This is a genomic window from Candidatus Poriferisocius sp. (assembly GCF_965204145.1).
Taxonomy (GTDB): domain Bacteria; phylum Actinomycetota; class Acidimicrobiia; order Acidimicrobiales; family Bin134; genus Poriferisocius.
In genome coordinates, this window is record NZ_OZ241977.1 from 2,278,930 (window position 1) to 2,305,180 (window position 26,251).

Sequence of the window (26,251 nt, forward strand, 5' to 3'; positions counted from 1 at the left end):
GAACTGGATCTTCCAAGAGGAGACTTTGCCGGACTCGGATACAAGCTCGACTTCACCCTCACCCCCATCGATGCCTGAATCCACATGTCGCCATAGGAGCTCCCCAACAAGGGAGCCATCCTGGGGCCCCGGAACCATCACAGGTTTCTAAAATTCCGGCCACAGGACCGATCGGGAGAGGTAGCTTGTGTGTATGCAACTGGACAGGATTACCGTCAATCCTGAACGCATGGGTGGTTTGCCCTGCATCAGAGACCTCCGGGTAACAGTTGCCACGGTGCTTGGACAGCTAGCCGCTGGAAGAACTCGTGATGAAGTACTGGCCGACTATCCGTATCTTGAGCCAGAGGACATCACAGCAGCACTCGAATTTGGTGCCGCCCGCGTCAACGAACGGGAACTCCCTGCCGCCCACCTGGCGTGAGATTCCTCATCGATGCCAACCTTTCCCCTCAGGTAGCCCAAGCGCTCCGCGTCGCTGGACACGAAGCTCAGCACGTCAGCCAGTTGGACATGTTGACTGCATCTGACGAGACGATTCTCAAATGGGCGGCCGAACACGACAGCACCCTCATTACGGCTGACTCTGACTTTGGAGCGCTTCTCTCAATCCGTCGTGCTAACAGCCCTTCAGTCGTCCACCTGCGGGGAGTGGCCGACCAACCCTCGGATGTTCATACCGCGCTGCTCATCGAGAATCTTCCAGCGATTGAAGAAGCCCTAGTGAAAGGGTCGATCGTGTCCCTCAGCCCGACTCGCATTCGAATCCGCGACCTCCCAATCACATAACCCAACAGCCGCCTAGTCCCAGGCGGGGTTCCAGTGGTTGTAGGCGGTTACTTCGGCTGCGGGGTGGCGGAGGGCGGGGCGGAAGTTGGTGCCTTTGGTGTAGGCGATGGGGAAAAGGCCGGCTTGGATGTGGGTGTCGTAGGGGATGCCGAGCAGATCGGCCATTTCTTGTTCGCGGTGGAGGTGGATGGTGGTCCAGGCGCTGCCCATGCCTCGGCTGCGCAGGGCCAGCATGAAGCTCCACACCGAGGGGATGATCGACCCCCACTGGCTGGCGTGGTGGAACGTCTTGGCCCGGTCGCTGCGCAATACGCCGAACCGGTCGGCGAGCACCGGGAACAGCAGCGCAGGCACCCGGTGCATGGTGTCGCGCAGGTAGGCCACCGACTCTGACATCTGCTCGGCTCGCACAGTTTGGCGCTCGTAGTGCTCCCGCCCCGCGGCGATGTCAGCTGAATACTGCGCCATGGCCTCCCGGTAGATGTCGGCCGCTTGGCCGATCACCTCGGGGTCGTCGAGCACGATCCAGTGCCACTGCTGCTGGTTCGAACCGGTCGGTGCTTGCAACGCCAGTTCCAGGCACTCCTCGATCACGGCCCGCTCCACGGGCCGATCCAGGTCGAGGCGCTTCCGCACCGCCCGAGTCGTGGTCAGCACTTCATCAATGGTCAGGTCACGAAGCGTCATAGGGGCATCGTAGGATCATCGCCATGAGCGATGCGGTGCGGGCGATGGTGCAGGTGGGGCCGGAGCGGTTGGAGATGCAGGAATTTGGCCGGCCCCAGGTGGGCGAAGACGATGCTCTTCTGCGGATTGAGGCGTGCGGGATTTGCGGTACTGATGTTGAGACTTATTCGGGCAGTTCGCTGATGAACTATCCGGTGATTCCGGGGCATGAGCCAGTCGGGGTGATCGAGGAGATCGGCGAGCGGTACGCAGCACGCTGGGGATTGAGGCCGGGCGATCGGGTGGTGGCTGAAGCGGCCTATGGGTGCGGTCGCTGTCTGGCGTGCCTCGACCAGCAGATGTGCCTAGTGGCACCGGGCAACCACGGCTTCACCCCCACTGGTCGGGCTCCAGCACTGTGGGGCGGGTACGCCGAGATGATGTATTTGGCCCCGGGATCAGTTCCCCACAAGATCGACAGTTCGATACCGCCTCGCATTGCTGCGCTGTACAACCCGCTGGGGGCGGGGTTCGCCTGGGCGGTGTCGGCCCCCAACCTGCGCTACGGCGACACTGTCACTGTGCTCGGCCCAGGGCAGCGGGGATTGGCCTGTGTGATTGCGGCGGCGGCCGCGGGGGCATCGGCGATCTTCGTGACCGGATTGGGGACTCAGGACGCCCACAAGCTGGCCCTGGCCGCCGAGTTCGGGGCCGATGTGACCATCGATGTGGAGACGGAGGACGCGGTGGAGCGGGTGCTGGCCGAAACAAACGGCCGGGGCACCGACATCGTGGTGGACACCACCCCGCACGCCACCCAGCCGGTGGTGGATGCGGTGTCCATGGCCCGATTGGGCGGCACCATCGTTTTGGCCGGCCTCAAGGGCCACGGGGTGGACGGCTTCCCCTCCGACGATGTGGCCATGCGCTACCAGACCGTGATTGGGGTGCGCACGGTTGACTTCCACAGCTATCGGCAGGCGGTGCGGCTCATCGAGTCGGGGACGCTGCCGGTGGAGCGCCTCCACACCCACCATTTCCCCCTGGAACAGGCCGCGGATGCCGTGCAGACCCTCGTCCAAGCAGGCATGGCCAAAGCCGTCTCCATTACCGTTGAGCCCTAGACATCCCCCGAAGCACCTCGGAGAGAGACTGTGAACCCCGACGACCTCATTCTGATCAGCGTTGACGACCACATCGCCGAGCCGGCGGACATGTTCGAGGCCCATGTGCCCGAGAAGTACAAGGAGCACGCCCCCAAGGTGGTCACCGACGAGCACGGGCGTGAGCAGTGGTATTACGGCAAGCTGCCTGGCCGGAACCTGGGCTTGAACGCGGTAGCGGGCAAGCCCCGGGAGCACTACAACATCGACGCCAGCCGCTACGACGAGATGCGACCCGGCTGCTACGACGTACACGAGCGGGTGCGGGACATGAACGCCGGCGGGCAGTTGGCCGGGCTGAACTTCCCCAACTGGACAGGGTTCTCCGGTCAAGTGCTCAACGAGGGGCCCGATCCCGATCTCAACGAGATCATGATCAAGGCCTACAACGACTGGCACGTCGACGAGTGGGTGGGGGCCTACCCGGACCGGTTCATCCCCTGCGGCATCCTGCCCCTATTCGACGTCGACCGGGCAGTGGCCGAGGTGAAGCGCCTAGCCAGCAAGGGCTGCCACGCGGTGACCTTCTCAGAGAACCCGGCGATGCTGGGCATGCCGTCGATCCACTCCGGGGCATGGGATCCGCTGTTCGCGGCGTGCAGCGACTTGGGCACCGTGCTGTGCTGCCACCTGGGTTCATCGTCTCGCTCGGTGGGCGCCTCGGCCGACGCTCCTCCCAGCGTGCCCATGACCCTGTCGTCGGCGCTCACCATCTCCACGCTGGTGGAGCTGGTGTGGGCCGAGTTCTGGGACCGCTTCCCCGACCTCAAGTTCTCGCTCACCGAGGGCGACATCGGCTGGATCCCCTACTTCCTGTGGCGGGCCGAGCACGTGCAAGACCGCCACTCGGGCTGGACCAAGCACGAATTCGGCATCGACGGCAGCCCCACCGGCGTGTTCCGCAACCACATCCTGTGCTGCTTCATCAACGACCGCATCGGGGTGAAGCTGCTGGACGAGTTCAACGTGGACAACCTGTGCTGGGAGTCGGACTACCCCCACTCTGATGGCACCTGGCCCCAGGCTCCCGAATACGTGGCCAAGCTGATGGGCGAACTGCCCGAAGACGTGGTGGCCAAGATCACCCACCAGAACGCCATGCGCCACTACCGATTCGACCCCTTCGCCCACCGCCCGCCGGAGAAGTGCACCGCCGCCGCGCTGCGGGCCGAATCCCCCGACGTGGACGTGGTGACCCATGTGGGCCGCCCGGCCGACGAACGCGACGCCGCATTTTGGAACCAGATTCAGTCGGGCGGCTGGAAGCGCGAGTAGCCAGCCTCAGCAGCTAGGCCAGCGGAAGGGCAAAAAACGCAATAGCCACGTAGTGGATGGCTACCGCGGCAATTACCAACAGATGGAAGATCTCGTGGTAGCCGAACCAGCGCGGCCATGGATCAGGACGGCGGAAGGCATAGATGAGGGCGCCCAGGGTGTACAGGCCTCCGCCGATGAACAGCAGCGTTGACCCGGCTACGCCCATGTTGCGCCAGATGTCGCCAATGACCAGCAGCGCGGCCCACCCGACGATCGGGTAGGGGGCGACCAACACCCAACGGGGAGCGTGGAGCCACATCAACCTACCGAAGACGCCGAGGGCGGCGCCCGACCACACCACGCTCAGGACAAGGGTTGCTGAACCGGTTCCAAGCGCAAAGAAGCCCACCGGGGTGTAGCTGGCCGCGATGAACACGAAGATCATCGAGTGGTCCAGGCGGCGAAATGTCTCTTTCACCCTTGGGGTCCAGGTGCCTGCGTGGTAGGCCGCGCTCACTCCGAAGATGAAGACCACGGCGATGGCATAAACCGCTACAACCGCCCGGTCGGCGCCGCCCGGACCCAAGGCGACGACAATGGGACAGAGGACCGTGGCGGCCACCGCGGCCAGCGCGTGAGACCAGCCCCGGAAAACCGGCTTGAGAATAAAAGATCTGGCAACCGTCAGACGGCCACCCTACACGGGTGCCGCCCCGAATAGAGCTAGCTGCCTAGTTCAGCAGCCTCGTACTCCAATAGACGGCCGAACAAATCCCGCAGCTCAGACCGCCGAGAGCGGTCGTTGGCCAGGTTTACCAGTTCGTGGGGGTCGTCGGCCAGGGAATACCACTCGTGGTCGTGGTCGTCGAAGTCGGCGTCGGTGTCGAACAGCTTCGGCTCAGGGGCGGGGTTGCCGGTGCGGTCGATGCCGCCGCCCACGCCGTAGTAGCGGGCGTACTTGGTCTCGCCGTCGAAGAAGCCCCGCACCGCGTAGCGGCTGTGGCGCAGCAGCTCCGACTGGGCGCTGTCCTGGCTGAACAGCACGTAGTCGCGCACCGACGTCGACGGGTCGGCCAGCGACGGCCTGAGGTCTTTGCCCGACAGGGTGGGCGAACTGTCGATGTCCACCCCGCCGAGCGCGGCGATGGTAGCGGCCAGATCCACGTGGGTGGCCAGCGCATCGGTGGCCTGGCCCTGCGGGGTGAGCCCGGGCGCTTTGACGATGAGCGGCACCCCCATGACCTCCTCGTACACGCAGGGCAGCTTGGCCCGCAGCCCGTGCGATCCGCAGGCATCGCCGTGGTCGGAGGTGTAGATGACGACAGTGTCGTCGTAGGCCCCGATGTCGTCGAGCGCCCCCAGAACCGAGGTGATGCTGTGGTCGAGTAGTTCATGGAGCCAGGCGTAGTAGTCGAGCTGGCGCAGCCAGGAGTCGACATCGTCGAGGGTCATGTGGCCCACCATGTGCTCTCGGTTGCGAACATGCCGCCAAGCCCGCTGGACCTCGGGCTTGGTGTGGAGGTCGTCGTCGAAGTTGTCGGGCAGCTTGGTGAAACGGCGAGGGTAGATCTCTTCTAGGGGTTCAAGATCGACCTTGCCGCCCAGCATGTGCTCGTGGAGGAAGTTGAACAGGGGTACCAAGTCGGGATGGGCCTCTTGGTATGTCGGATGGTCGAGGGGATACCACATGATGTCGTGGGGGTTCACCAGCGCCACGGTGAGGAACCACGGGCCGGCTGATGGGTCGGCACCATGGGTTCGCAGCCAGTCCACCGCTTGGTCGGCGATTACCGGGTCGAAATGCCGCCCGGTCCACGGTCCGCCGATGTAGTGGCGGTCGTCGCCCTGCCAGCCGCTGTAGCCGAAGGCTTCCATGTCGGGCATCGGCTCGTGGGTGAGGTGGTATTTGCCCAGGTAGGCCGATTCGTAGCCCACGTCTCGCATCAGCCGTCCCACCGTGGGAATGGCCGGGTCGAGCGCGGTGTGGGCCGGGAAGCTCACGTTGTCCACCACGCCGTGCTCGGCCAGGTAGCTGCCGGTGTACAGGCTGGCCCGAGAAGGCGAGCACGGTGAGGAGTGGGTGTAGTAGCGGTTGAAGTCCAGGCCGTCGCGGCGCAGCCGGTCGTGGGCGGGCATGTCCACCACCCCGTCCAGCCACGGGTTGCGCCGCTCCTCGTCGGACACGATCAACAAGATGTTGGGCTGTGCAGTTGACATGGCAGTTACCCTCCGTAGGTCTCCCGGAGCTCCTTTTTGAGCACCTTGCCCACCGGGTTGCGGGGCAGTTCGTCGACGATCTCGAGTTGCTCGGGGATCTTTTGGTTCATCAGCCCGACTTCCTTGCAGTGCTCAACCATCTCGCCGAAGCCGAATGACTGGCCGGCCATGGGCGCCACCACCGCGCAGCACCGCTCCCCCGAGACCGCATCGGGCAGGCCGATGACGGCCACATCAGCCACCTTGGGATGGGAGAACAGCACGTCCTCCACCTCTTTGGCCGAGATGTTCTCCCCCTTGCGGATGATCACATCCTTCTTGCGGCCGACGATGGTCACGAACCCCTCATCATCGACTTCAGCCAGGTCGCCGGTGAAGAAGAACCCGTCGTCGTCGAAAGCGGTCTCGTTCAGCGCCTCATCCAGATAGCCCCGGCACAGCGTCGGACCCTTCAGCAGCAGTTCTCCGCCGATCAGCTTCCAGTCGGTGTCGTCGAGGATCCGCCCTTCGGTGCTGGCCAGCTTGTCGTCGGGATCATCGAGGAAGCAGTAGGTGACGATGGGGCATTCGGTGAGCCCGTAGCTGGAGATGATGCCCACGCCGCCCATCTCGTTCTTGACCTCCATGTGCAGCCCGGCCGGCTTGGGGGCGCCCCCGCCGATGGCCGCCCGCATCTTGGGGAAGATGGGCTGGTCGGGGGTCTTGCGCTGCTCGGCCAGAAAGGCGATGAAGAACGGGGTGCCCGAACCGGCCAGAGTCAGGCCGTGCTCTCGGAAGAAGCGGGTGTCGGCTTCGGGGTTGAAGCTCTCCACCATCAACATGGGAGTGCCGCACACCAGGGTGGCGATGAGCAGGCTGATGCCGCCGATGTGGGTGTAGGGAAAGGCCAGGGGCCACACGTCGTCGGCCCGCAGTTCCAGGTTCTCCCACACGTGGCGGGCGGCGGCGATCACCGAGTCGTCGCCGTGCTTGGCCCCTTTGGGGTCGGCGGTGGTGCCCGACGTGTAGTAGATCCACCGCACTGGGAGCCGTCCCTCGTCGTCCAAGGGCGCCTCGAACGGGGCCAGCGTGGCGGGGTCCCCTTCGGGAAGGTCGCCGTCGCACACCAGCACGTCGCAGTTATCGGTGGTGGCCACCACGGTGTTGGCCATGGCCTGGTAGTCGAAGCCCCGCCACACCGACGGCACCACCAGGAGCCGGGCCCCGGTTTGGCGGACCACAAAGCCCACCTCCCGCTCCCGGTAGATCGGGATGATCGGGTTCTGGACGGCTCCCAGCCGGGCCAGAGCGGCCGACAAGATGAGCGACGCCCGCCCGTTGGGAAGCTGCCACGACACCCGGGTGTCGGCGGCAATGCCCAGGGCAGCCAGCCCCGCGGCGGCCCTTTCAGCGGAATCCCGGAACCCGGCGAAGGTCATCACCGTGCCGTCGGGCTCGATGGTGAGCGGGGCATCGGGGGTGGCGGCAGCCCGGGCCTCAATCGCCTCCCAATAGGTTCTGGGATTTCCTATCACCGGGTCATTCTCCCAGGTCGGTGGTCGGGGTCTCGAAGCCCACCAGCAACTCCACCAGCTGTCCGGCGGGGGTGCGAATCATCACCGCCACGTCCCATAGGCGGGTGTCTTCCAGCACCTCGCCGCCGTGGGCTTTCACCCGCTCCAGCGCAGCATCCATGTTGGCGACGTTCAGAGAGAGGTGGGTGAGTCCGGGTTCGTTCACCACCCGGGCCGGCCGCTCCACCAGGCCAGCGCCGCGGAAATTCAGCAGCTCGAGCACGAAGTCGCCCTTGCGCAGATACACCGCCCGCAACCCTGGTCTCTCCATCCGCAAGAGCTGGCCGGTCGACGCGTCGTCGGCATCCAGCGCCCCAACCCGCTCAAAATCCAGCGCCCCAGTCCAGAAATCAACCTCGGCTTCCAAGTCGGCCACTGCCAGCCCCACGTGGTTGACCTTCTCGCTCATCGAGGCTCACCCCCCATCGGCCATGCAGCGTAGGCTGGCAGCAGGTCGCCCGACGAGAAGAACGAACGCAGTGCTATCGCTAGTCGCGGTCGAGGCCGTAGGCGGCGGCTGAGACTCTCTCGTACTGGTAGGGGGCCCACTGGGTGGTGTCGAATGCCGGCTCGGGGTTGTCGCCCAGGATGGTGACCCGGCTGATGGCCCGGGCGCCGTCGAAGTCGTTTACCGCGAAGTGCTGGGTGGCCCGGTTGTCCCAGATGCCGATGGTTCCCTCACTCCAGCTATAGCGGCAGGTGAAGTCGGTCTTGCAGGCGTGAGCGGTGAGCAGGTCCAGCAGCGACTCGGACTCATCCCGGCTGAGTTGGGGGATGCGCCGGGTGAACTGCTTGTTCACGTATAGCGACGGGCGGCCGGTGCGGGGGTGGCGGCGCACCACCGGGTGCTCGGCCTTATGGTCGGGCTGCCCATAGTTGGCCGCGGTGTGGATGGCGGTGAGCCCGTTGATCATCTGCTTCATGGGCTCGGCCAAGGTCTCGTAGGCCTTGTACATGTTCGACCACATGGTGTCGCCACCCGCAGGGGGCATCACCATGGCATTGAGCACCGAGCAGATGGGCGGAGAGTCCTCGAACGTGCAGTCGGTGTGCCACACGTCGGCCACATAGCCCGACTCCCCCTTCAGCACCACGATCTCGGGATGGTCCTCATCCAGCTTGGGGATGTAGGGGTGGATCTCCGGCTCGCCAAAACGGACGGCGAACGCCCGATGCTCGTCGGGGCTGAGGTGCTGGTCGGGGAAGAACAGCACCAAGTGCTCGTCCAAGAGCTCTTGGATGAGGGCGAACTCTTCATCCGACACCGAGGCCAGCGACAACCCCCGAACTTCGGCGCCCAGCGCGCCCGCTACCCGGCGCACATCCAGATCAACAGCATCGATGACAGCCATAGCCGCAGCCTACTCTAGAGAAATGTCTGATCGAGATGCCCTGGCCGACCTCGCCGCTGATTACGCCCGCTGTGTGGACCGGGGCGATCCCGAGGGGGTTGCCGCCTGTTTCGCCCCCGACGGGGTGCTACGCCGGGTCGATCTGGCCGCCGGAGGGAAGCTGCTCAGCGAGCGTACGGGCCGAGAGGAGATCGCCAAGGCCATCTCCCGGATGACTTACAACGCCACCTTTCACTTCGTGGGCCAGCAACAAGCAGAGATCGACGGCGACACCGCCACCGGCGAGACCTACTGCCTGGCCCACCACCTGACGGTGCCCGACGACGGCAGCCCGGCCACCGACTTCATCATGTTCATCCGCTACCAGGACCAGTTCGTGCGCCTCGACGAGGGCTGGCGCTTCGCCGCTCGCGAGTTGCACATCGACTGGACCGAGAACCGCCTGGTCGAGAGCGTGTAGGAACCGATGGACGACGTAACCCGCTTGCTGGCCTATGAGGAGATCCGGCAATTGGCCGCCCGGTATGCGGTGGCGATTGACCGCCGAGACGTGGACTCATTGGTCGCGCTGTTCATCGACGACGTGCGGGTGGGACGGGACAGCTATGGCCGGGACGCTCTGCGGGCCAACTTCGAGGAGTCGCTGGGAGCCATTGGGCCATCAGTCTTGAACATCGGCACTCACCAGATCGACCTCATCGACGACGACCACGCCACCGGCCACGTGTACTGCAAGGGCGAGATCGCCGACGGCGACCGGTGGATCCACCAGGCCATCCGCTACGACGACACCTACGAGCGCCGCGACGGCCACTGGTACTTCGTGCGCCGCCTCCACAAGCTGTTCTACGGCGCCGAGGTGGGAATAAACCCGCTGGGCCTCCCGCCGGCCAACTGGCCCGAAAACCCCGACGGCCTCGGCACCCTCCCCTACGAAGAGCCCACCTGGCAGGCCTTCAACGACGGCTAGCCCGCAGGGCGGAATCCCAGCAGGGTGGTGTCGTCCACATCTTCGTAGGCAGCCTCCACGGCCATCCCCACGGTGATGTCGCCCACGTCGCAGTCCATGATGTTGCCCACTAGGCGGGGCCCTTCGTCGAGGTCCACCAGGGCGATGGCAAAGGGGATGCGGCTGGCCAGGGCAGGATCGTGGCCGGCCCGGTCAATGGTGAAGGAGTACACCGTGCCCCGTCCGCTCAACTCCTCCCACTCCCAGTCGTCGCCCAGGCAAACTGGGCACCGGCCTCGGGGGTAGAAGAAGTACCCGTGGCGGGGACAGCGCTGGAGAACCAGCCGATGCTCCCGCAGCCCCTCAAAATACGGCGCAGTGATCGGGGTGGGGGTGGGTAGGGGTCGGCCGTCAGTGGAGAAGTGAACCATCAGGCCCCCTCCAGGATGAGGGCCACCTGCTCGGCCAGCATTCCCCCGGTGCCGTTGGCGTAGGCGATGTTGCAGTCGGGCACTTGGCGTTCGCCAGCTCGGCCCTGCACCTGGCGCACCGCCTCGGTGATGTGGCTCATGCCTCCGCCCAGCCCGGCCTGGCCCATGCCCAGCTGGCCGCCGTGGGTGTTGAGGGGCCAGTCGCCGTCGTAGCGCAGGCTGTGCTCGTCGATGAACCGCCCGCCTTCGCCCTTGGGGCAGAACCCGGCATCCTCGATGGTCAACAGCACGGTGATGGTGTAGCAGTCGTACATGGAGGCCATGTCCACCGCGTCGCGCGACACCCCGGCCATGGCGAACGCCCGGTCGGCGGCCAGCCTGATGGGGGTGTCGACGATGTCGGGGGCGTAGGTAATGCTCTTGTGGGTGAGGTGCTCGCCGTAGCCGCTCACATACACCGGCCGGTGCGGGCCTCGGGCGGCCCGCTCGGCGCTGGTCACCAGCACCGCGGAGCCGCCGTAGCACGGCATGACGATCTCCAATAGTTTCAGCGGATCGGCCACGTAGCGGGAGCTCATCACGTCGTCGATGGTGATTGGCTTGCCGTAGAACACGGCCATGGGATTGGCCTGGGCGTTGTAGCGGGAGTCCACCGCCACCTTGGCCAAGGTCTCCTCGCTCACCCCGTAGGCGGCCATGTAGCGCTGGGCGGCCATGGCGAAGCTGGGGGTGGCTGCCACCAGCCCGGCGGGAATCTCGAACTGCCCCTGGGGGGAGCCCCACACCTCGCCGCCCAGGTAGGCCCCCATCTGCATCTTCATCGGGCCGCCGTTGGCCCCCGGCTGGGGCGGGGCGGGCACCGACGGGGTGAACACCAGCACCGTCTCGCAAATCCCCACCTCGATGGCGGCCGCCGCCCGCCACACCATGCCCGCCGGGGTGGCCCCGCCGAGGTCGACCACCTCGTTGAAGTTGCTGCGGACGCCCAGGAACTCGGCCAGCGCCGAGGGGGCGAACAACGGCGACTCCCGCAGGCCGTTGATCACCAGCCCGTCCACCTCGCCCTTGTCCACCTCGGCATCGGCCAGCACCTCAGCGGCCAGCCGGGCACACGCCTCCATGGTGAACATGGGCTCGTCCCACACCCGTTTCGGCGCCCACTCGGTGAGCCCCGCAATCGCCGCCGCTCTCTTTCCCATGTACCTCACCCTAGTGAGCAGCCTGCCAGCAGCTTTGGTCGACCAACCGCGTCAGGTGCAGAGCGGTTCGAAGCGGTAGCCCCGGCTGGACAATTCGCTGAGCGCAATGTCGAGGCCGATTACCGTTTGCGACCGGTCGCCGCCTCCGTCGTGAAGCAGCATGACCACGCCGTCTCGGGCGTAGTCCACCAGGTGTTGGGCAATCTCCTGCGCTGAGATCTGGAGCCAGTCTTTGGGGCTCGTGTCCCATGTGACCACGGTCAATCCGTGCCCGGCCGCCCAGTCCCGAGTGAACGCATTCATCGACGCAAAGGGGGGCCTCAAACAGTCGGTGCCCCGAGCACCGAGCAATGCCTGGGTCCTGCCGACCGTTTCATCGAACTCCTCGCGGGTCAGATCGCCGAGAGCCTCGTGGTTCCAAGTGTGGTTGCCGAGGGTGTGCCCTTCGTCAACGATGCGCTGGGTGGTGTTGGGATAGGCCTCGACCAGCGATCCGACAACGAAGAACGTGGCCCGAGCCCCATAGCGGGCCAGCACATCGAGCACCTGCGGGGTATAGACGGGATGAGGACCGTCGTCGAACGTGAGGTACATGACCGGAGCAGACTCGTCGAGAATCGGCGGCGGGGGCGGGCTCGGAGTTGCGGTCGGGGAAGGGGTCGGAGAAGGAGACGGCGAAGGAGACGGCGAAGGGGTCGGAGACGAAGTTGGGTCCTGGGTCGGAGACGGCGACGGAGTCGGGGCCAGAGTTGGGTCCTGGGTCGGAGACGGCGACGGAGTCGGGGCCAGAGTTGGGTCCTGGGTCGGAGACGGCGACTCGGTGGGCACCGGCGTGGCCGAGGCAGTGGCTGACGGGGCTCCTGAAGTAGGAATCGACGGCGAGGAAGCGGGCAACGAAGGGGTGTCTTGACCGCACCCGGCGAGGAACACGAACAGAGCGAGCACCGCGGCCGCACTCTGGAACATGCATCTATTCAACTAGTCGACATCGGCAGTTGGGGGGACCCTTCGCTCCAGCAGTGCGTCGTAGCGCACCTGGAGTTGGTTGGCGTAGCTGGGCTTGGTTGGGATGAGGAAATCGCCGGCCCGGATCCCCGCCATGACCGGCCCGACCACGTCGGCCGGAGAGATCCCGGACGCTGTCATCTTCGACAGCGACTCCACCACGAAGGCATTGTCCTCGCTCTCGTCGGTGCCGTAGCGGTCACCTCGCACTCGGGCGGTGTGGGCAATGGCGGTGTCGATGGCGCTGGGGGTCAGCACCGAGGCGCCAATCTTGGCCCCCACCCCCGCCAGATCCAGCGCCAGGCACTCGGTGAGCGAGAAGGCGGCGCACTTGGACACCACGTAGGGGCTGGAGAATCCGCCGGCCACGAAAGCGGCCACCGAGGCGGTGTTCACGATGTGCCCCTCGGTGTCCTGGGCGATCATCCGGGGCACGAATGCGGCCACTCCGTTGATGATGCCGTACACGTTCACCCCGAGCACCCAGTCCCAGTCGGCCTGGCTGCGCTCCCACATGAGGCCGGCCTGGAACACGCCGGCGTTGTTGAAGAGCAAGTCGACCTGTCCGAAGGCATCCCACGCGGCGTCGACCAGCGCCTCGACCGATCCCCGATCGGCAACGTCCACCTCGACGGCTACGGCATTGGCCCCGATGGCATCGGCGGTGGCGGTAGCTCCCGCGATATCAATGTCCGCGGCCACCACCTTGGCGCCCTCAGCACTGAACCCGGCAGCCAATCCCGCTCCGATCCCGCTCGCCGCCCCGGTTATCACTGCCACCTTGTCGTTGAAGTCCTGCATAGTCCCATGCTGGCATGACTCCGACTCAGATGTCGGAGCGGAGGAACTTTGCGGTCCGCGCTTTATCCCGCTTCTGGCCAGATCTCAGGGTCGTGGACGCCGTCGCCTTCCCGTCCGCAGAAGTGCTCGCGATCTTCGGCCACAAAGGCGTAGATCCGGCAGGCAGCCAGCGACACCCATTGATTGGTCAGGTCGAAGAACTCCCCCCGAGCGCTCATGATTGCCATAGCAAACCAACTGCCGTCAGGAAGCACGATGATTCCGGCGTCGATCATCTGCCGATACTCCGCGGGGCAGCAGTTCGGTCGAAGCCAACCCGCCTTGTGCAGCGACGATTCAGCCACTTGCGAAGGCAGCCGATCAAGCAGAACCCCGTCGAGATCTCTGGGAGAAGTCAGCGAATGCGAAGTATCCAGCAGCCACTGCTGAAGGGCAGCGTTCTCGTCGGGATCCAGCAGCTCACCCTTGTAGAGTCGGGCAAAGAACAGGGCCATGTCAGCCATGGTGGTGCGGTTGCCCAGGGGATTCTCGGGCTGGAAATTGCTGGCCACCCGATTGGGGTCTTGGAAACGCCAGGCCTCCAGCCGGGTGTCGTCCAGTCCGGCCACGTTCCAGGTCCAGGCGTTCACTGCGTCCACCCCTCCGGCCAAATCGATCAACCTTCCCCCGGCCAGGTTGTCGGACAGGATCAACGCGGAATAGGCGATGGGCCTCGCCGCCTCCACCCCGGCCGCATCGAGAGCGGCTGCCGCCCACAGTGGCTTGACCGCGCTGGCTGAGATCCGCGACTCAGTGGCTTGGTACCCGTGGAGTGTTTCGTCGGGAAGCACCACCGCCATCGAGATTCGAGAGTCGGGATTCCATTCTGCTGAGATCTCGGCCAAGAACTCGAACTCCTCGGCCAGCACGAAGTGGAACTCATCGGCCAGGGAAGCCAGGAACTCCTCAGCGGAGCGATCGGGGGTGGGGGTTGGCTCAACCGTTGCTTCGGGGGTTGCTGCCGGCGGCACCTCGGTAGTCGGAATTGGGGTGGGAGGCGGTGTCTGAGGCGGCTGCGTGGGCACCGAAGTCGCGACCTCGGTGGACGTGGCCTCAAGCTCCACTGTGCTCACTTCCAGCACCGTCTCGGGGTCGCCATCACAGCCCGCAGCTCCCACCAGCACTCCGATGGCTAGCAGTGCCAACAGCAGCCGCCGTGAAGCACCCAGCACCCTCATCCGCACTCAACATCGTTGGGGGGCAGAATCAGGTCAATGAGGTAGTTGTCCACCACTTGATCCACGCACGGGTGTCGGCCGTAGCTTGTGTGGCCCTGGCCGTTGTAGGTCAACAACACTCCATTTTCCAGCGCCTCGGCCACGGCCACCGCCCACTCATAGGGCGTGGCGTTGTCGCCTCGGTTGCCAACAACCAGCACTGCCGAAGCCTCGGGCGCTCGGATCGGGCCGACGGGCAGCGGATCGGTATCAGCCCAGTACACGCACGGCCGGGCTGACGACGCCGATGAGCGCCCGAAGTCTCCGGCTTCATTTCCCAGCCGCTGTATCAGCCGATCCAGCTCGGCCTGGCTTATTCGCCCCGCGTCGGTACACCCGATGCTGATAAACGAGCCGGAATCGGTGGATTCCAAGTAGAAATTGGCCAGCCGCTGCAACATCTCCCCATCTCCCTCCAGCGCCGAGGCCAGGCCCTGATGGAAGAACGTCCAGACGTCAGGTGCATAGGCTGCCGTGACCAAGGACAACACCAGTTCGGCCGGGCCGAGCACCACGTTTCCGCCGGCATCGACCAGCGGAGCGCCCTCCACCTGCTGGGCCAAACGGTCATAGGCCTCGGCAGGATCGCCGGGAATCGGGCACGCTGTGTCCTGTCGGCAGGCATCGAACAGATCCTGAATCACCCGGGCGAAACCCCTGATCTGGCCAACTGACTGCTCCTCGTAGTCCAAGGCAGGGTCGACGACCCCGTCGACCACCACCGCTCGAGCGTTGGGGCCGAACTGATCGGCGTAGAGCAGGCCGAGCAGCGAGCCGTAGCTGAAGCCGAGATAGTTGATCTGCTCCTCACCGAGTGCCTGGCGGATGAGGTCCATGTCGGCCACCGTCTGCTCAGTGCCAATCAGGTGGACGCTCTCGCCCAAGCCGCCCAAACAGGCCTCAGCCATCTCTCGGGCCGCTTCGTCCAGCGCAGCATCTTCCTCGTCGGTGTCAGGAATCGGATCGAGCAGCATGAGATGCTCGGCCTCCTCCCGGCAGCCGTGAGGAACGCTGCCCATCACCCCCCGAGGGTTCCACCCCACCACGTCGAACCGCTCCAATAGCCGATCTGACAGCCCCGCGCCGTAGTCCAGAAAGCTGTTCATATCGCCACCGGGACCGCCGGGATTCACCAGCAGAGCGCCGATCCTGCGGTCGGAATCGCCCGCAGGAAGCATCCCCAGTTCCAGGGTCACTGTTCCAGCATCGGGATTGCCGTGGTCGGCGGGCACCTCAAGCTCAGCGCACTGGTAAGCCTGCCCGCAGTCCCGGAAGGCCAGCGCCGCTGGCGCAGCGGGTTCTGCTGACGGACTCGGAGACGGCCCGGATAGACCGCCCCGTGACGGGTCGCTTTCACTGCACGCTGAAGCCAAGAGCCCGGCCACAGTCAATAGCGCGACTACGCGAAAAAACACACTGCAAACTACCCGCTCTGGCACAGAATCCGTGGGCAACCCTGGCTTGCTCAGCGGGTGTCGTTGACCCAGGTCATGTTGGTGCTCTCGCCGGCTTCCAGTAGAGGAGCGTCGTAGTTGGGGGAAGTCATGACCGAGGCGTCGCGGCGGTAGTTGATGAAATGGACGCCGTCGTCGCCGCTGTAGAGCTTGTAGCGGCGGTCGGCGGCCACCCACAGGGTGTCTCCCTCGCCGACTACTCGACGCCCCACGCGGATCTCCCCCCGCAGCACGTGGATCAGCTCGTCTTGGGAGTGGCTGTGAGCCGACGACTCAAAGTACTGGGGGCGGTCGGTGGCCAACAGCCACAGCCGGTTGGTGGGTGCCGAGGCGTCGGAGAAGAACCGGGTGCGCTGGGTGTCGTCCACCGTGGCCCAGATCCCATCGGGGCCGACAATCCGAAAACCCCGGCCCTCGGATTCGGCCGGGCCCCTCAGCCCATTGGCCGGCGGAGCGGATTCGGCTGGTCCCACATGCACGATCCTGGTGTCGGATTCCGCAGTCACGGTGGCGGATACGCCCGCCTCAACGACTATCGCCCCATCGGCGGGGCAGACCCGCCCGTCAACAACCAGACTGCCGGAGCGCACATACACCGCCTCGTCACCGTGCTCGGTCCCCCACCGCATCTCGGTGCCCGCGGCCAAGTCCGCGGCCACCAGCCACAGCGTCGCCCCGTCAGGGCTCACCAATCGAGCGGTGCAGCCGCCGATGATCTCGACCGTGGGCCTCGGATAGCCCGCGGCCGCCTCGATCTCAACAGCGTGAATGACATCGACTGCGCTCACAGCACCTCATCATCGCGCCTAGTGCGTTGGCGGCGACGGACGCGGCGGGTTGACGCCAGTTCGACGGCTTGGTCCATGGCCGTTTGCATGGCCTCCCGCAAGCGGATGGTGAACTCGTGGCGTTGGTCGGATGACAATCGGCCGTTCTCCAAATCGGGAGGCAGCAGCGGTTCGGCCACCACGATGGTTATCGGCACCCGTCGGGGGAACTTGGCCCCTGGCGGCATGGCCTCTTCGGTGCCGGCGATGCCCACCGGGAGAATCGGCACCCCCGAGCGGGCCGCGAGGAACGCGGCACCGCCGAAGATTTCCCCGATGTGGCCGCCCGACTGCCGAGTGCCCTCGGGGAACACCAACAACGGCTCTCCCCGCTTCATCAAGTCAGCGGCGGCCTGGAGTGAACGGCGGTCTCCCACCCCCCGGTGCACCGGGAACGCGCCCAACATGGCGCTGACCCAGGTACCGACCCCGGCGGGAAACATCTCCTTTTTGGCCAGCGACCGCACGATCCGAGGGCACCGGGAGTTCACCAGCGGAGCATCCAGGTTGGACCGGTGAACCGGGGCGATGATGAATGCTCCCTTTGCCTTCAAGCGCTCGGCACCGACCACCTTGGTCCGCAGCCAGATGAGTCCGATCAGCCAAACCAGCCGGCTCAGCAACCGGAACAGCACTCGGGCCCGACGGGTCTGCCAAATGGCCAGCACCCGCTCTTCCAAATGCTGTTCAGACATGGCGGTGTATGGCCTTCCACACTCGCTCGGGTGACAGCGGCATGTCCAGATGAGTGATGCCGTAGGGCGTTAGCGCGTCGATCACCGCATTTTGCACTGCGGCTGTGGCTCCGACCGTGCCCGACTCGCCGACGCCCTTGGCCCCGAGCAGGTTCCGGTCGGTGGGGGTCTCGGAGCGAACCAGCTCGAAGCTGGGCAGCTCGGCCGCCGAAATCACCAAGTAATCGGCGAAATTGGTGGTGAGCGGGATGGCGTCGGCGTCGTAGGCCACCTCCTCCATCAGAGCCTGGGCGATGCCGCCGGCGATGCCCCCATGGATCTGGCCGTCGAAGATCAGCGGATTCAACACGGTGCCGGCGTCGTCCACCGCCACCAGACGCACCAACTCTGTCCGGCCGGTCTCGGCATCCACTTCCACCACCGCCACATGGGCGCCGAATGGGAAGGTCTGGCCCCCAGACTCGAATTCCGACTCCACGACCAGCGGGCCATCCAGGGCGGCGGCCACCGCATCCCATCCCACCGACACCGCCGGGGTTCCGGCCACATGAAAGCACCCCGCCTCCTGGTCGTGGATTACATCGTTGGCCGCGGCCTCCAAAAGATCGGCTGCCGTCGGCCGCGCCTGCTCCACTAGCCGCTGGGAGGCATCGACCAGCATCGACCCCACGATCTGGGCCGATCGGGATCCCCCGGTGACCTGCCCTCGGGGGATGCAGTCGGTGTTACCGCCGACCGCCACCACCCGACTCATTTCGATGCCCAGCACATCGGCCACGATCATCGGCCACACCGTCTCGTGGCCTTGGCCGTGGGGGGTGGAGCTGGTCACCGCTCTCACCGTGCCGTCAGTGTCCAGCTCCACCGAAGCGAAATCCCCCGCTCCAGTGGTGGCGGTGACCTCCACATAGGTGGACAGGCCAATGCCCAGCAAGGACTCCGACCCGTTGGCCCGACGGGCAGCCTGCTCGGCCCGCAAGTCGCCGTACCCGGCCGCCTCCAGCGCGAGATCTAATGCCCGGCCGTAGTCGCCAGAGTCGTAGCTCATACCCGACACCGTGATGTGGGGGAAGGCCTCGGGATCGAGGAAGTTGCGGCGGCGCACTTCCGCGGGGTCCATTTCGATCTCGGCGGCGAACAGGTCAACGGCCCGTTCGATGGCCGAGGACGCCTCGGGCCGGCCAGCGCCTCGGAATGCCCCGTTCGGAGTGGTGGAGGTGGGCACCGAGACCGCTTGGTACCCGGCTCTAGCGATGTCGTAGACGCCGGTGAACATGGCCATGGTCATCCGGGGCAAGAATCCGGCGATCAGCGGATAGGCCCCACTGTCTTGGATCACGTCGAGCTGGTAGGCGGTGATACGACCGTCCCGGCTCCCGCCCACCACCACATCTTGGATCTGGCCCCGGCCGCTGCCCAGCCCGGTCATCGACTGGGTGCGGGTCTCAACCCAAGCACACGGACGGCCCAAGCGGCGGGCCAGCCATCCCAAGAGCGCCTCTTCGGGGTAGCAGCGGAACTTGGCCCCGAAGCTGCCGCCCACGTCGGGGGTGATCACCAGCACCTGCTCGGGATTCAGCCCGTAGATGGCCATCAGCGCCGTCTTCACGTTGTGGCTGCCCTGGGTGGCGGTGTGGTGGATCAGCCGGTCTCCCTCCCAGTAGGAGAAGCCCGTCCGAGCCTCGATGGGCGCAGCCGACACGCGCTGGTTGTGGAACCGGGTCCGCACCACCACCTCGCACTCCTCGAAATCGGGCGCCTGGCCCACCCCACACCGGTACACCGTCTGATCGTCAATGCCCTCGAACAGCGCCACATCGCCCCGCAGCGAGGCCTCCAAGTCGACCAGCGGGGGCCGCGGCCCGTAGTCCACCGCCACCATGTCGGCGGCATCCGCGGCAAGCTCCGGCTCATCGGCAACCACCGCAGCGATCGGCTCGCCCACGTATCGGACCACCTCGCCAGCCAGCATGGTCCGGGTCATCTGATCGTTCATGCCCGGAAACGGCGGAGGGTACACCACCACTTCGGGGTCGATGTCGGCCGCGGTGAACACCCCGAGCACACCGGGAGCTGTTGCGGCGGCCTCCACATCCACAGACAACAGCCGGGCGTGGGGCTCGATGGAGGTCACATAGGCAACGTGGGCGGCTTCGGATGGGATCAGGTTGGCCACATACGCGCCCTTGCCGGTGAGAAAACGAGGATCTTCCCGCCGCAGAACCGGGTGGCCGAGAATCGAGGGCATAAGTCCTATTTGGTCCGGGCGCGGACCCCCGTCACTCGAACAGGGCGACGTCGGTGAACTCGATGAGGTTCCCGTCAGGATCCCGGGCGAAGGCCGAACGCACCGCCACGCCGAAGTCGTCCCTCTCGTTCGGCTCGATGAAGAACTCCACCCCCCGCTCGGCCAGCTCTGCCATCGTGGCGTCGAACTCGTCGGCGGGAATGTAGAGGGCGAAGTGGGACATAACCCCGGCGGAGTCGGGCATCTCGTCCACCTTGCTCAGATGGAGCTGCGAAGGACCCAACCGCAGCCACGACCCTTCAAACCCCCCGAAATCGGGCCGGGGGAGCTTTTCCAGCCCCAGCTTTTTGATGTAGAAGGCATCGGCGGCCTCCACATCGGTCACTGGGATGTTTACGTGGGCGTAGGCAACCAAACCCTTGACAGCAGTGCTCATCCCCGTGACTCTATTTCAACGCGGGGGCCGGCATGCCCCCGGGCTGGGTGCAGCGCACTCCCAGCACCGCAGTCACCGCGCCCCCGGCAGCCAGCATGATGTAGCTGGTGCCGAGGTTGCCGATCTGGCCCACGGCCAAAGTGGTGCCAATAATGGTCACCGCGATTGCCACCCCGAAGGCGTTGCCCACCCGCATCATGGTCTGAGACACGCTAGAACCCGAGGCCAGGAAGTCGCTAGGCAGGTCGGCCACCATGACCGCGAATAACGATCCCCACACCAATCCCGATCCGATGCCAGCCAGCGTCACGCTGAGCACCCACACCACCAGGTCCTCCTCACCGCCCAGCGTGGCCCACTGCCACACCATGCCCCCGGTCCACATGATGCTCCCGGCCACCACGAATCTGGCTGGTCCCCACCTATCGGCCCACCGACCCGACAAAGCCGACAGCAGTCCGGTGAACACGAACACCGGGGTCAGCAGCATTCCGGCCTCGAAGATGGTCAGCTCCCACACGATGGTGAGGTAGTTCACCCCCACCAACTGGTGCCCGAAGAAGGCGATAGAGAACACCAGCATCCCGTAGTTGCCCAGCCGGAAGCTCTTGAATCGGAACAGGCTGGGGTCGATCACCGGCAGCCGATGGCGCATAGACCGCCAGGCCAGCAGCACAAGCACCAGCGGCCCTCCGATCAAGGCCGCCAGCACCACCGGATCGGCCCATGACCACTCCCGGCTCTGCACTAAGGCGAACACCACCCCGCCGACGCCGGCCAACACCATGAGCGCTCCCAGCCGATCGGGCAGCTCCGGGGTCTGTGCACTGCGGTGCTCTTGGATCACTTTGCCGATGAAGGCCAGGGCGATCACCCCGAAGGGCACGTTCAGCCAGAACGCCCACCGCCAGTCGCCCACATGCACCAGCAGGGCGCCCACCGAGGGTCCCATGGCCGCGGCCACCGCGCCGTTGGCCGACCATGCGCCCACCCCGGTTCCCCGGCGGGCTACCGGGAATGCCTCGATCACGATGGCCGCCCCCATGGGCAGGCTCAGCGACGCTCCGAATCCTTGGAGAGCTCGGGCCACGATGAGCACGCCGGTGCTGGGGGCCAGCGCGGCCCCCGCCGATGCCAGGGTGAACACCGCGACGCCGGCCATCAGAGTTCGTCGCCGTCCCCACCGCTCGCCCAGGACCCCGCCGATAACCAGGGTGGCCGCTCCAACGATGGTGAAGGAGTTGATGACCCACGACAGCTCGGCCTCGCTGGCGTTGGGGAAGGACTCCTTCAGGTCGGCGTAGACCACGAAGATGATCGACAGCGCCATGGCTGTCTGGAAGCTGGCCAAGCTCACCACCACCAGCACCAGCCAGGCCCGGCGCATCACCGCCGGGTCCACGGCTGCTTGCTGCATCACCAGGTGACTGTAACCCCCTGGCCTCCCGCCAAACGGATGGCAGCAGGGGCAGGGGCGATAGCTAGCCTTCTGGCGTGGTTTCGTTCTATGACACTCGGCTTCGGCAGATCGTGCCGTTCGAGCCGCTGGTCGACGGCCGGGTGTCGATGTATGTGTGCGGGCCCACTGTGTACGACGACCCCCACGTGGGCCACGCCCGTACCGCGCTCACTTTCGACATGATCCGCCGCTACCTCCAGTGGCGGGGGTTCGAGGTCACCTTCGTCTCCAACATCACCGACATCGACGACAACATCATCAACCGGGCGCTTGAGACGGGAACCTCCGAACCCGAGCTTGCCGCCCGCTACGAGCAGGTCTATATCGACCAGATGGACCGGTTCGGCATCGCCCGGCCCGACCACCGTCCCCACGCCACCGAATACATAGCCGAGATGCTCGACTTCATCAGCGATCTGGTGGACCGGGGCGCGGCCTATCCCATCGAGGGCAAGGGCGTGTATTTCTCGGTGGCCGCCCACGAACGCTACGGCGATCTGATCGGGCGCACCCCCGAGGAGCTGCGAGAAGGCGCCGGCGCCCGGGTGGAAGTGGACGTCGAAAAGGCCGATCCGCTGGACTTCGCCCTCTGGAAGGCGGCCAAACCGGGCGAGCCAGTGTGGGACTCCCCGTGGGGACCGGGCCGACCCGGCTGGCACATCGAATGCGTGGCCATGGCGACGGACTTGTTGGGCGAGACCTTCGATATCCACGGCGGGGGCGACGACCTGGCCTTTCCCCATCATCAAAACGAAGTGGCCGAAGCCGAGGGCGCAGAGTTGGAATTCGCCCGTCATTGGGTCCATGGGGCCATGCTGAACGTGAACGGCGAGAAGATGGCCAAGTCGCTGGGCAACTTCACCACCATGTCTGATCTGCTCGATGTTTACGAGCCTCAGGTGCTGCGGCTGCTGATGCTGCAAACCCACTACCGAACGGTCATGGAGCTGAGCGACGACGCTTTGACCGGGGCAGCCGGAGCGCTAGAACGGCTACGGGCCTGGCACCGCCGGGCAGATGCCGCCGGGTTGGACCCCTCGGCGGACCCCGACCCCGACGCGTTGGCCCGGTTCACCGCGGCGATGGATGACGACTTCAGCACCCCCGCCGGATTGGCGGTGGTGTTCGACCTGGTCCGGGAGGCCAACGCCGCGCTGGACGCCGGAGACACCGACCGCGCGGCCGCGGCCCACGCCACGGTGGGCGACCTGGCTGGGGCCTTGGGCCTCACCTTGGTGAGCGACGACCAAGCGGGCGATGACGCATTGGCTGCTGAGGTGGAGAAGCTGTTGGCCGAGCGGGACGAGGCCCGCAAGTCCAAGGACTTCGCTACCGCCGACCGCATCCGCGATGAGCTGGCCGCCCGGGGAATCGTGTTGGAAGACACCCCCGGCGGCACGATCTGGAGAACATCCTGAGGAAGTACACGAGTCAGTTGCTCGGTCGACCTGTAGTGGGGATCGAGATCCTCAACGTCCAGTCGGGCACCACGCGAAGAACCCGGGCTCGGCTGCACTTGGACGGTGGCAAAGAACTGGCAGTGTTCGTCAAGCAACCATCCCGCTCGCTGGCCGCTCGGGCGTTTGTCGCCATACCTCGGCTGAGTCGGGCCGAAGTCAGGTTCTACACCGAATTGCGCGACCAGGTTCCCATCGCCACTCCCCGCTGCTACGGCGCCGGCCACTTCCGGCGCGGCTTCATCGTGATCCTGGAGGACTTGGTTGACACCGGCGCGACCCTGCGGAAATCCGCCGACACCCTGAGCGCCGATGAGGCCGCGTCGCTACTGGCGTCATTGGCCGACTTACACCGCCAATGGTGGGGACGCACTGAGTCGCATCCGTGGCTCGCTCTCAACCCCCGACGAGAACTGATGCTGGGCGCATTGCTGAGCCCTTCGCTGTGCCGCCTGGGGTTCTGGCGGGTTGGCTCGGCGGTTCCCGAGACGCTGCACCAGCCCATCGCCCGGTACGCCCGCACCCGCCGGGCGGCTCAGGAGGTGATGTCGGCCGGACCGACGACTTTGATCCACAACGACTGCCACCCGGGGAACCAATTTGTCACTGCCGACGGCCGCCCCGGGCTCATCGATTGGCAACTTTGCCGGGCCGGGCCGTGGGCCCGAGACGTGGCCTATCTGCTGGCCACCTCGCTAGATCCGGAGACGCGCCGAAGCGCCGAGAAGGACCTGCTGGCTGACTATCTGGGCCAACTCGGCCCGGTCGCCCCGGACTTCGACGAAGCCTGGCTGGCCTATCGCCGCAATGTTGTCTATGCGGTCGAGGCCATGCTGGTGACCGCCGCGGTGGGGGTGATGATGCCCAAGTCCACCTCCCTGGTCCTGGTCAGCCGAGCCGCGACGGCCGCAGCCGACCTAGATTCATTCGGCGCGCTATGACCGAGTCGTTCCCCCGCCAACAGGCCCGCACCAGGGGTTTCACCCTGGGAGCGCCCCGCAGCTTCACCGTCTCCGACGACGGAGGTCGGGTGGCCTTTCTGCGCAGCTCGTCGGGCGATGATCCGGTGAACCGGCTCTGGTTACTGGATACCGCTACCGGCGAGGAACGTGTGGTGGCCGATCCGGTCGAACTCTTGGCCGACCCCGGCGAGGAGAACCTGCCGCCAGCCGAGCGGGCCCGCCGGGAGCGAGCCCGGGAAAGCGGCGGGGGGATCGTGGCCTATGCCGGCGATCCTGGATTGACCAGGATCGCCTTCACGCTGGACGGGCAGGTTTTTCTGGCGGATGTCGATGACGGCTCAGTCGAATCGCTGCCCGCCGTACCCGGCGCATTCGATCCCCGCCCCTCACCCGACGGACAGTGGGTGGCCTATGTGTCCGGCTCCGGCCTACGAGTGGTGGACGCCGCGGCCAAAGGTTTCGACCGGATGGTCATCGATGAGCCGGGCGACACCGTGAGCTGGGGGTCGGCCGAGTTCATCGCCGCCGAGGAGATGGGCCGCAGCCGGGGATTCTGGTGGTCTCCCGACAGCCAGCGTCTGCTGGTGGCCCGAGTGGACACCGCCGAGGTGCCCACTTGGTACATCCCCTCCCCCGCTGATCCAAGCGCCGCGCCCGTGTCCATGGCCTACCCCGCCGCGGGTACGGTCAATGCCGACGTCTCTTTGGCCGTCGTCGGGCTGGACGGCAGCCGAGTCGACGTGGCCTGGGATCGTGACGCCTCCGAATACCTGGCTCGGGCCGCGTGGGCACCCCGGTCGAACCCGGTCATCACCGTGCAGAGCCGCGACCAGCGCACGGTGGCGATCTTGGTGGTCGACCCCGATACCGGTGCCACCACCGAAATGGCCCGCCAGAGCGACGAGCACTGGGTGGAACTGGTGCCCGGCACCCCCGCGTGGATGGGCGAGCGGCTGGTGACCGCCGAGGACCGGGGCTCGGCCCGGCGCTTGGTGCTCGACGGCGTGGACGCCACGCCCGACAACCTGCAAGTCCGCAGCGTGGTGGTCGCCGATGAGCACCGGGTGGTGTTCACCGCGTCGGACGACCCTACCGAGGTTCATGTTTGGCAGCTCGGCAGTGAAGGCGAACTGGACCGGCTCAGCGAACAGCCTGGCGTGCATAGCTCGGCCGCCGGAGGCGACACCGTCGTGACGGCACGGGCCGCGGGAACCGACCGAGAGGCAGCGGTAGAAGTGGTCACCCCTACCGAGCGCATCCCCATCGCCTCGGTGGCTGCCACCCCATCGTTATCTCCAGCACCCCGGTTCTCCGTCGTCGGCAGCCGAGACCTGCTCACTGCGGTGCTGTATCCGTCGGATGACGAAGGAACCGAAGGCCGTCCGCTGCCGGTGCTGCTCGACCCCTATGGCGGTCCCCACGCCCAGCGAGTGCTCAAGGCCCGATCGCCGTTCCTCGTGTCGCAGTGGTTCGCCGACCAGGGGTTCGCGGTGGTCATCACCGATGGCCGGGGCACCCCCGCTCGCAGCCCGGCCTGGGAGCGCGCCGTGGCCGGCGATCTGGCTCACCCGGTGCTGGAAGACCAGATCGACGCCCTTGATGCATTGGCCGAGCACTATCCCCGCTTGGATCTCAACCGGGTGGCCATCCGGGGCTGGTCGTTCGGCGGCTATCTGGCTGCGCTGGCGGTATTGGCCCGGCCCGACCGGTTTCACGCCGCCATCGCCGGCGCGCCGGTCACTGACTGGCGCCTGTACGACACCCACTACACCGAGCGCTATCTGGGCCATCCCAGCCACAGCCTCGACGCCTACACCCGCACCAGCCTCCTGGAATTGGCCGACCAACTCACCCGCCCACTCCTGCTGATCTGCGGCCTGGCCGACGACAACGTGTTCGCGGCCCACACCCTCCAACTCTCCCAAGCCCTGTTCGAGGCCGGCCGCCCTCACCAGGTGCTACCCCTGCCCGGCGTCACCCACATGACCCCCCAAGAGCAGGTGGCCGAAAACCTGCTCCTGCTCCAACGAACCTTCCTCTTCGACAGCCTCGGCCTTCACCCACCACAATGACCC

The 26,251-nt window shown here is 66.0% G+C and carries 27 protein-coding genes; 10 read left to right on the forward strand and 17 right to left on the reverse strand.

What is annotated here, in order from left to right; genetic code table 11:
• Positions 1–193: 193 nt before the first annotated feature.
• Together ACOGI7_RS10515 and ACOGI7_RS10520 are read left to right on the forward strand one after the other, a co-directional pair.
• Positions 194–424 (forward strand): DUF433 domain-containing protein, encoded by a 231-nt coding sequence (locus ACOGI7_RS10515; RefSeq protein ID WP_419848713.1) that lies wholly within the window; start codon positions 194–196, stop codon positions 422–424.
• Positions 421–789 (forward strand): DUF5615 family PIN-like protein, encoded by a 369-nt coding sequence (locus ACOGI7_RS10520; RefSeq protein WP_419848714.1) that lies wholly within the window; start codon positions 421–423, stop codon positions 787–789. Before ACOGI7_RS10515 ends, ACOGI7_RS10520 begins: the two co-directional genes overlap by 4 nt.
• A gap of 12 nt (positions 790–801) precedes the next feature.
• On the opposite strand, the gene ACOGI7_RS10525 is transcribed toward ACOGI7_RS10520, so the two are convergent.
• Positions 802–1,476: a nitroreductase family protein gene (locus ACOGI7_RS10525; RefSeq protein ID WP_419848715.1), complete on the reverse strand. Its 675-nt coding sequence runs from the start codon at positions 1,474–1,476 to the stop codon at positions 802–804.
• A gap of 23 nt (positions 1,477–1,499) precedes the next feature.
• On the opposite strand from ACOGI7_RS10525, the gene ACOGI7_RS10530 reads away from it, so the two are divergent.
• Together ACOGI7_RS10530 and ACOGI7_RS10535 are read left to right on the forward strand one after the other, a co-directional pair.
• Positions 1,500–2,579 (forward strand): zinc-dependent alcohol dehydrogenase, encoded by a 1,080-nt coding sequence (locus tag ACOGI7_RS10530; RefSeq protein WP_419848716.1) that lies wholly within the window; start codon positions 1,500–1,502, stop codon positions 2,577–2,579.
• A gap of 30 nt (positions 2,580–2,609) precedes the next feature.
• Positions 2,610–3,893 carry an amidohydrolase family protein gene (locus ACOGI7_RS10535; RefSeq protein WP_419848717.1) on the forward strand — a complete coding sequence of 428 codons (1,284 nt, stop codon included), beginning with the start codon at positions 2,610–2,612 and terminating at the stop codon, positions 3,891–3,893.
• Positions 3,894–3,906: 13 nt separating this feature from the next.
• Here ACOGI7_RS10535 and trhA read toward each other — a convergent pair whose 3' ends face one another.
• The 5 genes from trhA to ACOGI7_RS10560 all read right to left on the reverse strand — a co-directional run bounded on the left by trhA (position 3,907) and on the right by ACOGI7_RS10560 (position 8,997).
• A complete protein-coding gene (trhA, locus tag ACOGI7_RS10540; RefSeq protein WP_419851498.1) occupies positions 3,907–4,563 on the reverse strand; it encodes a PAQR family membrane homeostasis protein TrhA in 657 nt (218 codons plus the stop codon).
• A gap of 35 nt (positions 4,564–4,598) precedes the next feature.
• The gene (locus tag ACOGI7_RS10545) at positions 4,599–6,092 is read right to left on the reverse strand and encodes a sulfatase-like hydrolase/transferase (RefSeq protein ID WP_419848718.1); all 1,494 of its coding nucleotides are present in this window, start codon (positions 6,090–6,092) and stop codon (positions 4,599–4,601) included.
• Between the two features lie 5 nt (positions 6,093–6,097).
• Positions 6,098–7,606, reverse strand: a complete 1,509-nt coding sequence (locus ACOGI7_RS10550; protein WP_419848719.1) for an AMP-binding protein — start codon at positions 7,604–7,606, stop codon at positions 6,098–6,100.
• 4 nt (positions 7,607–7,610) lie between these two features.
• Positions 7,611–8,054: a VOC family protein gene (locus ACOGI7_RS10555; protein WP_419848720.1), complete on the reverse strand. Its 444-nt coding sequence runs from the start codon at positions 8,052–8,054 to the stop codon at positions 7,611–7,613.
• Between the two features lie 79 nt (positions 8,055–8,133).
• Positions 8,134–8,997, reverse strand: a complete 864-nt coding sequence (locus ACOGI7_RS10560) for a TauD/TfdA dioxygenase family protein (protein ID WP_419848721.1) — start codon at positions 8,995–8,997, stop codon at positions 8,134–8,136.
• Between the two features lie 22 nt (positions 8,998–9,019).
• On the opposite strand from ACOGI7_RS10560, the gene ACOGI7_RS10565 reads away from it, so the two are divergent.
• Entirely contained in the window at positions 9,020–9,457 is a 438-nt protein-coding gene (locus tag ACOGI7_RS10565; protein WP_419848722.1) for a nuclear transport factor 2 family protein, read from the forward strand.
• A 6-nt stretch (positions 9,458–9,463) separates the two neighbouring features.
• Positions 9,464–9,967: a nuclear transport factor 2 family protein gene (locus tag ACOGI7_RS10570; RefSeq protein WP_419848723.1), complete on the forward strand. Its 504-nt coding sequence runs from the start codon at positions 9,464–9,466 to the stop codon at positions 9,965–9,967.
• Here the strand turns inward: ACOGI7_RS10570 and ACOGI7_RS10575 are convergent.
• The 3 genes from ACOGI7_RS10575 to ACOGI7_RS10585 are packed head-to-tail and all read right to left on the reverse strand — an operon-like array spanning position 9,964 to position 12,170.
• Positions 9,964–10,377 (reverse strand): Zn-ribbon domain-containing OB-fold protein, encoded by a 414-nt coding sequence (locus ACOGI7_RS10575; protein ID WP_419848724.1) that lies wholly within the window; start codon positions 10,375–10,377, stop codon positions 9,964–9,966. The genes ACOGI7_RS10570 and ACOGI7_RS10575 overlap by 4 nt on opposite strands.
• Positions 10,377–11,576, reverse strand: coding sequence for a thiolase family protein (locus tag ACOGI7_RS10580; RefSeq protein ID WP_419848725.1), 1,200 nt, complete (start codon positions 11,574–11,576; stop codon positions 10,377–10,379). Before ACOGI7_RS10580 ends, ACOGI7_RS10575 begins: the two co-directional genes overlap by 1 nt.
• Positions 11,577–11,627: 51 nt before the next feature.
• A complete protein-coding gene (locus tag ACOGI7_RS10585) occupies positions 11,628–12,170 on the reverse strand; it encodes a polysaccharide deacetylase family protein (protein WP_419848726.1) in 543 nt (180 codons plus the stop codon).
• On the opposite strand from ACOGI7_RS10585, the gene ACOGI7_RS10590 reads away from it, so the two are divergent.
• Positions 12,169–12,486, forward strand: a complete 318-nt coding sequence (locus tag ACOGI7_RS10590; RefSeq protein WP_419848727.1) for a hypothetical protein — start codon at positions 12,169–12,171, stop codon at positions 12,484–12,486. The two genes, ACOGI7_RS10585 and ACOGI7_RS10590, sit on opposite strands and share 2 nt — an antisense overlap.
• Before the next feature lie 68 nt (positions 12,487–12,554).
• Here the strand turns inward: ACOGI7_RS10590 and ACOGI7_RS10595 are convergent, their stop codons facing one another.
• From ACOGI7_RS10595 to ACOGI7_RS10630, 8 genes are all read right to left on the reverse strand, one after another.
• Positions 12,555–13,382 (reverse strand): SDR family NAD(P)-dependent oxidoreductase, encoded by an 828-nt coding sequence (locus ACOGI7_RS10595; protein ID WP_419848728.1) that lies wholly within the window; start codon positions 13,380–13,382, stop codon positions 12,555–12,557.
• Positions 13,383–13,444: 62 nt separating this feature from the next.
• The gene (locus tag ACOGI7_RS10600; RefSeq protein WP_419851499.1) at positions 13,445–14,599 is read right to left on the reverse strand and encodes a serine hydrolase; all 1,155 of its coding nucleotides are present in this window, start codon (positions 14,597–14,599) and stop codon (positions 13,445–13,447) included.
• Positions 14,596–15,870: an alpha/beta hydrolase gene (locus ACOGI7_RS10605; protein ID WP_419848729.1), complete on the reverse strand. Its 1,275-nt coding sequence runs from the start codon at positions 15,868–15,870 to the stop codon at positions 14,596–14,598. Before ACOGI7_RS10605 ends, ACOGI7_RS10600 begins: the two co-directional genes overlap by 4 nt.
• 233 nt (positions 15,871–16,103) lie before the next feature.
• Complete coding sequence (locus tag ACOGI7_RS10610; protein ID WP_419848730.1) at positions 16,104–16,880, reverse strand: hypothetical protein; 777 nt, start codon at positions 16,878–16,880, stop codon at positions 16,104–16,106.
• Positions 16,877–17,614 carry a lysophospholipid acyltransferase family protein gene (locus ACOGI7_RS10615; RefSeq protein ID WP_419848731.1) on the reverse strand — a complete coding sequence of 246 codons (738 nt, stop codon included), beginning with the start codon at positions 17,612–17,614 and terminating at the stop codon, positions 16,877–16,879. The genes ACOGI7_RS10610 and ACOGI7_RS10615 overlap by 4 nt, the downstream gene beginning before the upstream one ends.
• The gene (locus ACOGI7_RS10620) at positions 17,607–19,862 is read right to left on the reverse strand and encodes a xanthine dehydrogenase family protein molybdopterin-binding subunit (RefSeq protein WP_419848732.1); all 2,256 of its coding nucleotides are present in this window, start codon (positions 19,860–19,862) and stop codon (positions 17,607–17,609) included. The genes ACOGI7_RS10615 and ACOGI7_RS10620 overlap by 8 nt, the downstream gene beginning before the upstream one ends.
• Positions 19,863–19,893: 31 nt before the next feature.
• Positions 19,894–20,298 carry a VOC family protein gene (locus ACOGI7_RS10625; RefSeq protein ID WP_419848733.1) on the reverse strand — a complete coding sequence of 135 codons (405 nt, stop codon included), beginning with the start codon at positions 20,296–20,298 and terminating at the stop codon, positions 19,894–19,896.
• A gap of 10 nt (positions 20,299–20,308) precedes the next feature.
• Positions 20,309–21,715, reverse strand: coding sequence for an MFS transporter (locus tag ACOGI7_RS10630; protein ID WP_419848734.1), 1,407 nt, complete (start codon positions 21,713–21,715; stop codon positions 20,309–20,311).
• Positions 21,716–21,792: 77 nt separating this feature from the next.
• Here ACOGI7_RS10630 and cysS point away from each other — a divergent pair, with 77 nt between their 5' ends.
• Genes cysS through ACOGI7_RS10645 form a run of 3 tightly spaced genes read left to right on the forward strand, consistent with a single transcriptional unit; the run spans position 21,793 to position 26,248 of the window.
• Entirely contained in the window at positions 21,793–23,175 is a 1,383-nt protein-coding gene (gene cysS / locus ACOGI7_RS10635) for a cysteine--tRNA ligase (protein WP_419848735.1), read from the forward strand.
• Between the two features lie 17 nt (positions 23,176–23,192).
• Positions 23,193–24,155: an aminoglycoside phosphotransferase family protein gene (locus ACOGI7_RS10640; protein ID WP_419848736.1), complete on the forward strand. Its 963-nt coding sequence runs from the start codon at positions 23,193–23,195 to the stop codon at positions 24,153–24,155.
• On the forward strand, positions 24,152–26,248 hold the full coding sequence (locus tag ACOGI7_RS10645) for a prolyl oligopeptidase family serine peptidase (protein ID WP_419848737.1): 2,097 nt from the start codon (positions 24,152–24,154) through the stop codon (positions 26,246–26,248). The genes ACOGI7_RS10640 and ACOGI7_RS10645 overlap by 4 nt, the downstream gene beginning before the upstream one ends.
• The last annotated feature ends 3 nt before the right edge of the window (positions 26,249–26,251 follow it).

Bases quoted from the DNA above. Each gene is read 5' to 3' on its own strand.
- ACOGI7_RS10630 (WP_419848734.1), bottom strand. From the start codon at position 21,715: ATGCAGCAAGCAGCCGTGGACCCGGCGGTGATGCGCCGGGCCTGGCTG.
- ACOGI7_RS10555 (WP_419848720.1), bottom strand. From the start codon at position 8,054: ATGAGCGAGAAGGTCAACCACGTGGGGCTGGCAGTGGCCGACTTGGAA.
- ACOGI7_RS10530 (WP_419848716.1), top strand. From the start codon at position 1,500: ATGAGCGATGCGGTGCGGGCGATGGTGCAGGTGGGGCCGGAGCGGTTG.
- ACOGI7_RS10585 (WP_419848726.1), bottom strand. From the start codon at position 12,170: ATGTACCTCACGTTCGACGACGGTCCTCATCCCGTCTATACCCCGCAG.
- ACOGI7_RS10645 (WP_419848737.1), top strand. From the start codon at position 24,152: ATGACCGAGTCGTTCCCCCGCCAACAGGCCCGCACCAGGGGTTTCACC.
- ACOGI7_RS10590 (WP_419848727.1), top strand. From the start codon at position 12,169: ATGACCGGAGCAGACTCGTCGAGAATCGGCGGCGGGGGCGGGCTCGGA.
- ACOGI7_RS10570 (WP_419848723.1), top strand. From the start codon at position 9,464: ATGGACGACGTAACCCGCTTGCTGGCCTATGAGGAGATCCGGCAATTG.
- ACOGI7_RS10595 (WP_419848728.1), bottom strand. From the start codon at position 13,382: ATGCAGGACTTCAACGACAAGGTGGCAGTGATAACCGGGGCGGCGAGC.
- ACOGI7_RS10515 (WP_419848713.1), top strand. From the start codon at position 194: ATGCAACTGGACAGGATTACCGTCAATCCTGAACGCATGGGTGGTTTG.
- ACOGI7_RS10580 (WP_419848725.1), bottom strand. From the start codon at position 11,576: ATGGGAAAGAGAGCGGCGGCGATTGCGGGGCTCACCGAGTGGGCGCCG.
- ACOGI7_RS10525 (WP_419848715.1), bottom strand. From the start codon at position 1,476: ATGACGCTTCGTGACCTGACCATTGATGAAGTGCTGACCACGACTCGG.
- ACOGI7_RS10620 (WP_419848732.1), bottom strand. From the start codon at position 19,862: ATGCCCTCGATTCTCGGCCACCCGGTTCTGCGGCGGGAAGATCCTCGT.
- ACOGI7_RS10600 (WP_419851499.1), bottom strand. From the start codon at position 14,599: ATGAGGGTGCTGGGTGCTTCACGGCGGCTGCTGTTGGCACTGCTAGCC.
- ACOGI7_RS10625 (WP_419848733.1), bottom strand. From the start codon at position 20,298: ATGAGCACTGCTGTCAAGGGTTTGGTTGCCTACGCCCACGTAAACATC.
- ACOGI7_RS10560 (WP_419848721.1), bottom strand. From the start codon at position 8,997: ATGGCTGTCATCGATGCTGTTGATCTGGATGTGCGCCGGGTAGCGGGC.
- ACOGI7_RS10545 (WP_419848718.1), bottom strand. From the start codon at position 6,092: ATGTCAACTGCACAGCCCAACATCTTGTTGATCGTGTCCGACGAGGAG.
- ACOGI7_RS10615 (WP_419848731.1), bottom strand. From the start codon at position 17,614: ATGTCTGAACAGCATTTGGAAGAGCGGGTGCTGGCCATTTGGCAGACC.
- ACOGI7_RS10565 (WP_419848722.1), top strand. From the start codon at position 9,020: ATGTCTGATCGAGATGCCCTGGCCGACCTCGCCGCTGATTACGCCCGC.
- ACOGI7_RS10575 (WP_419848724.1), bottom strand. From the start codon at position 10,377: ATGGTTCACTTCTCCACTGACGGCCGACCCCTACCCACCCCCACCCCG.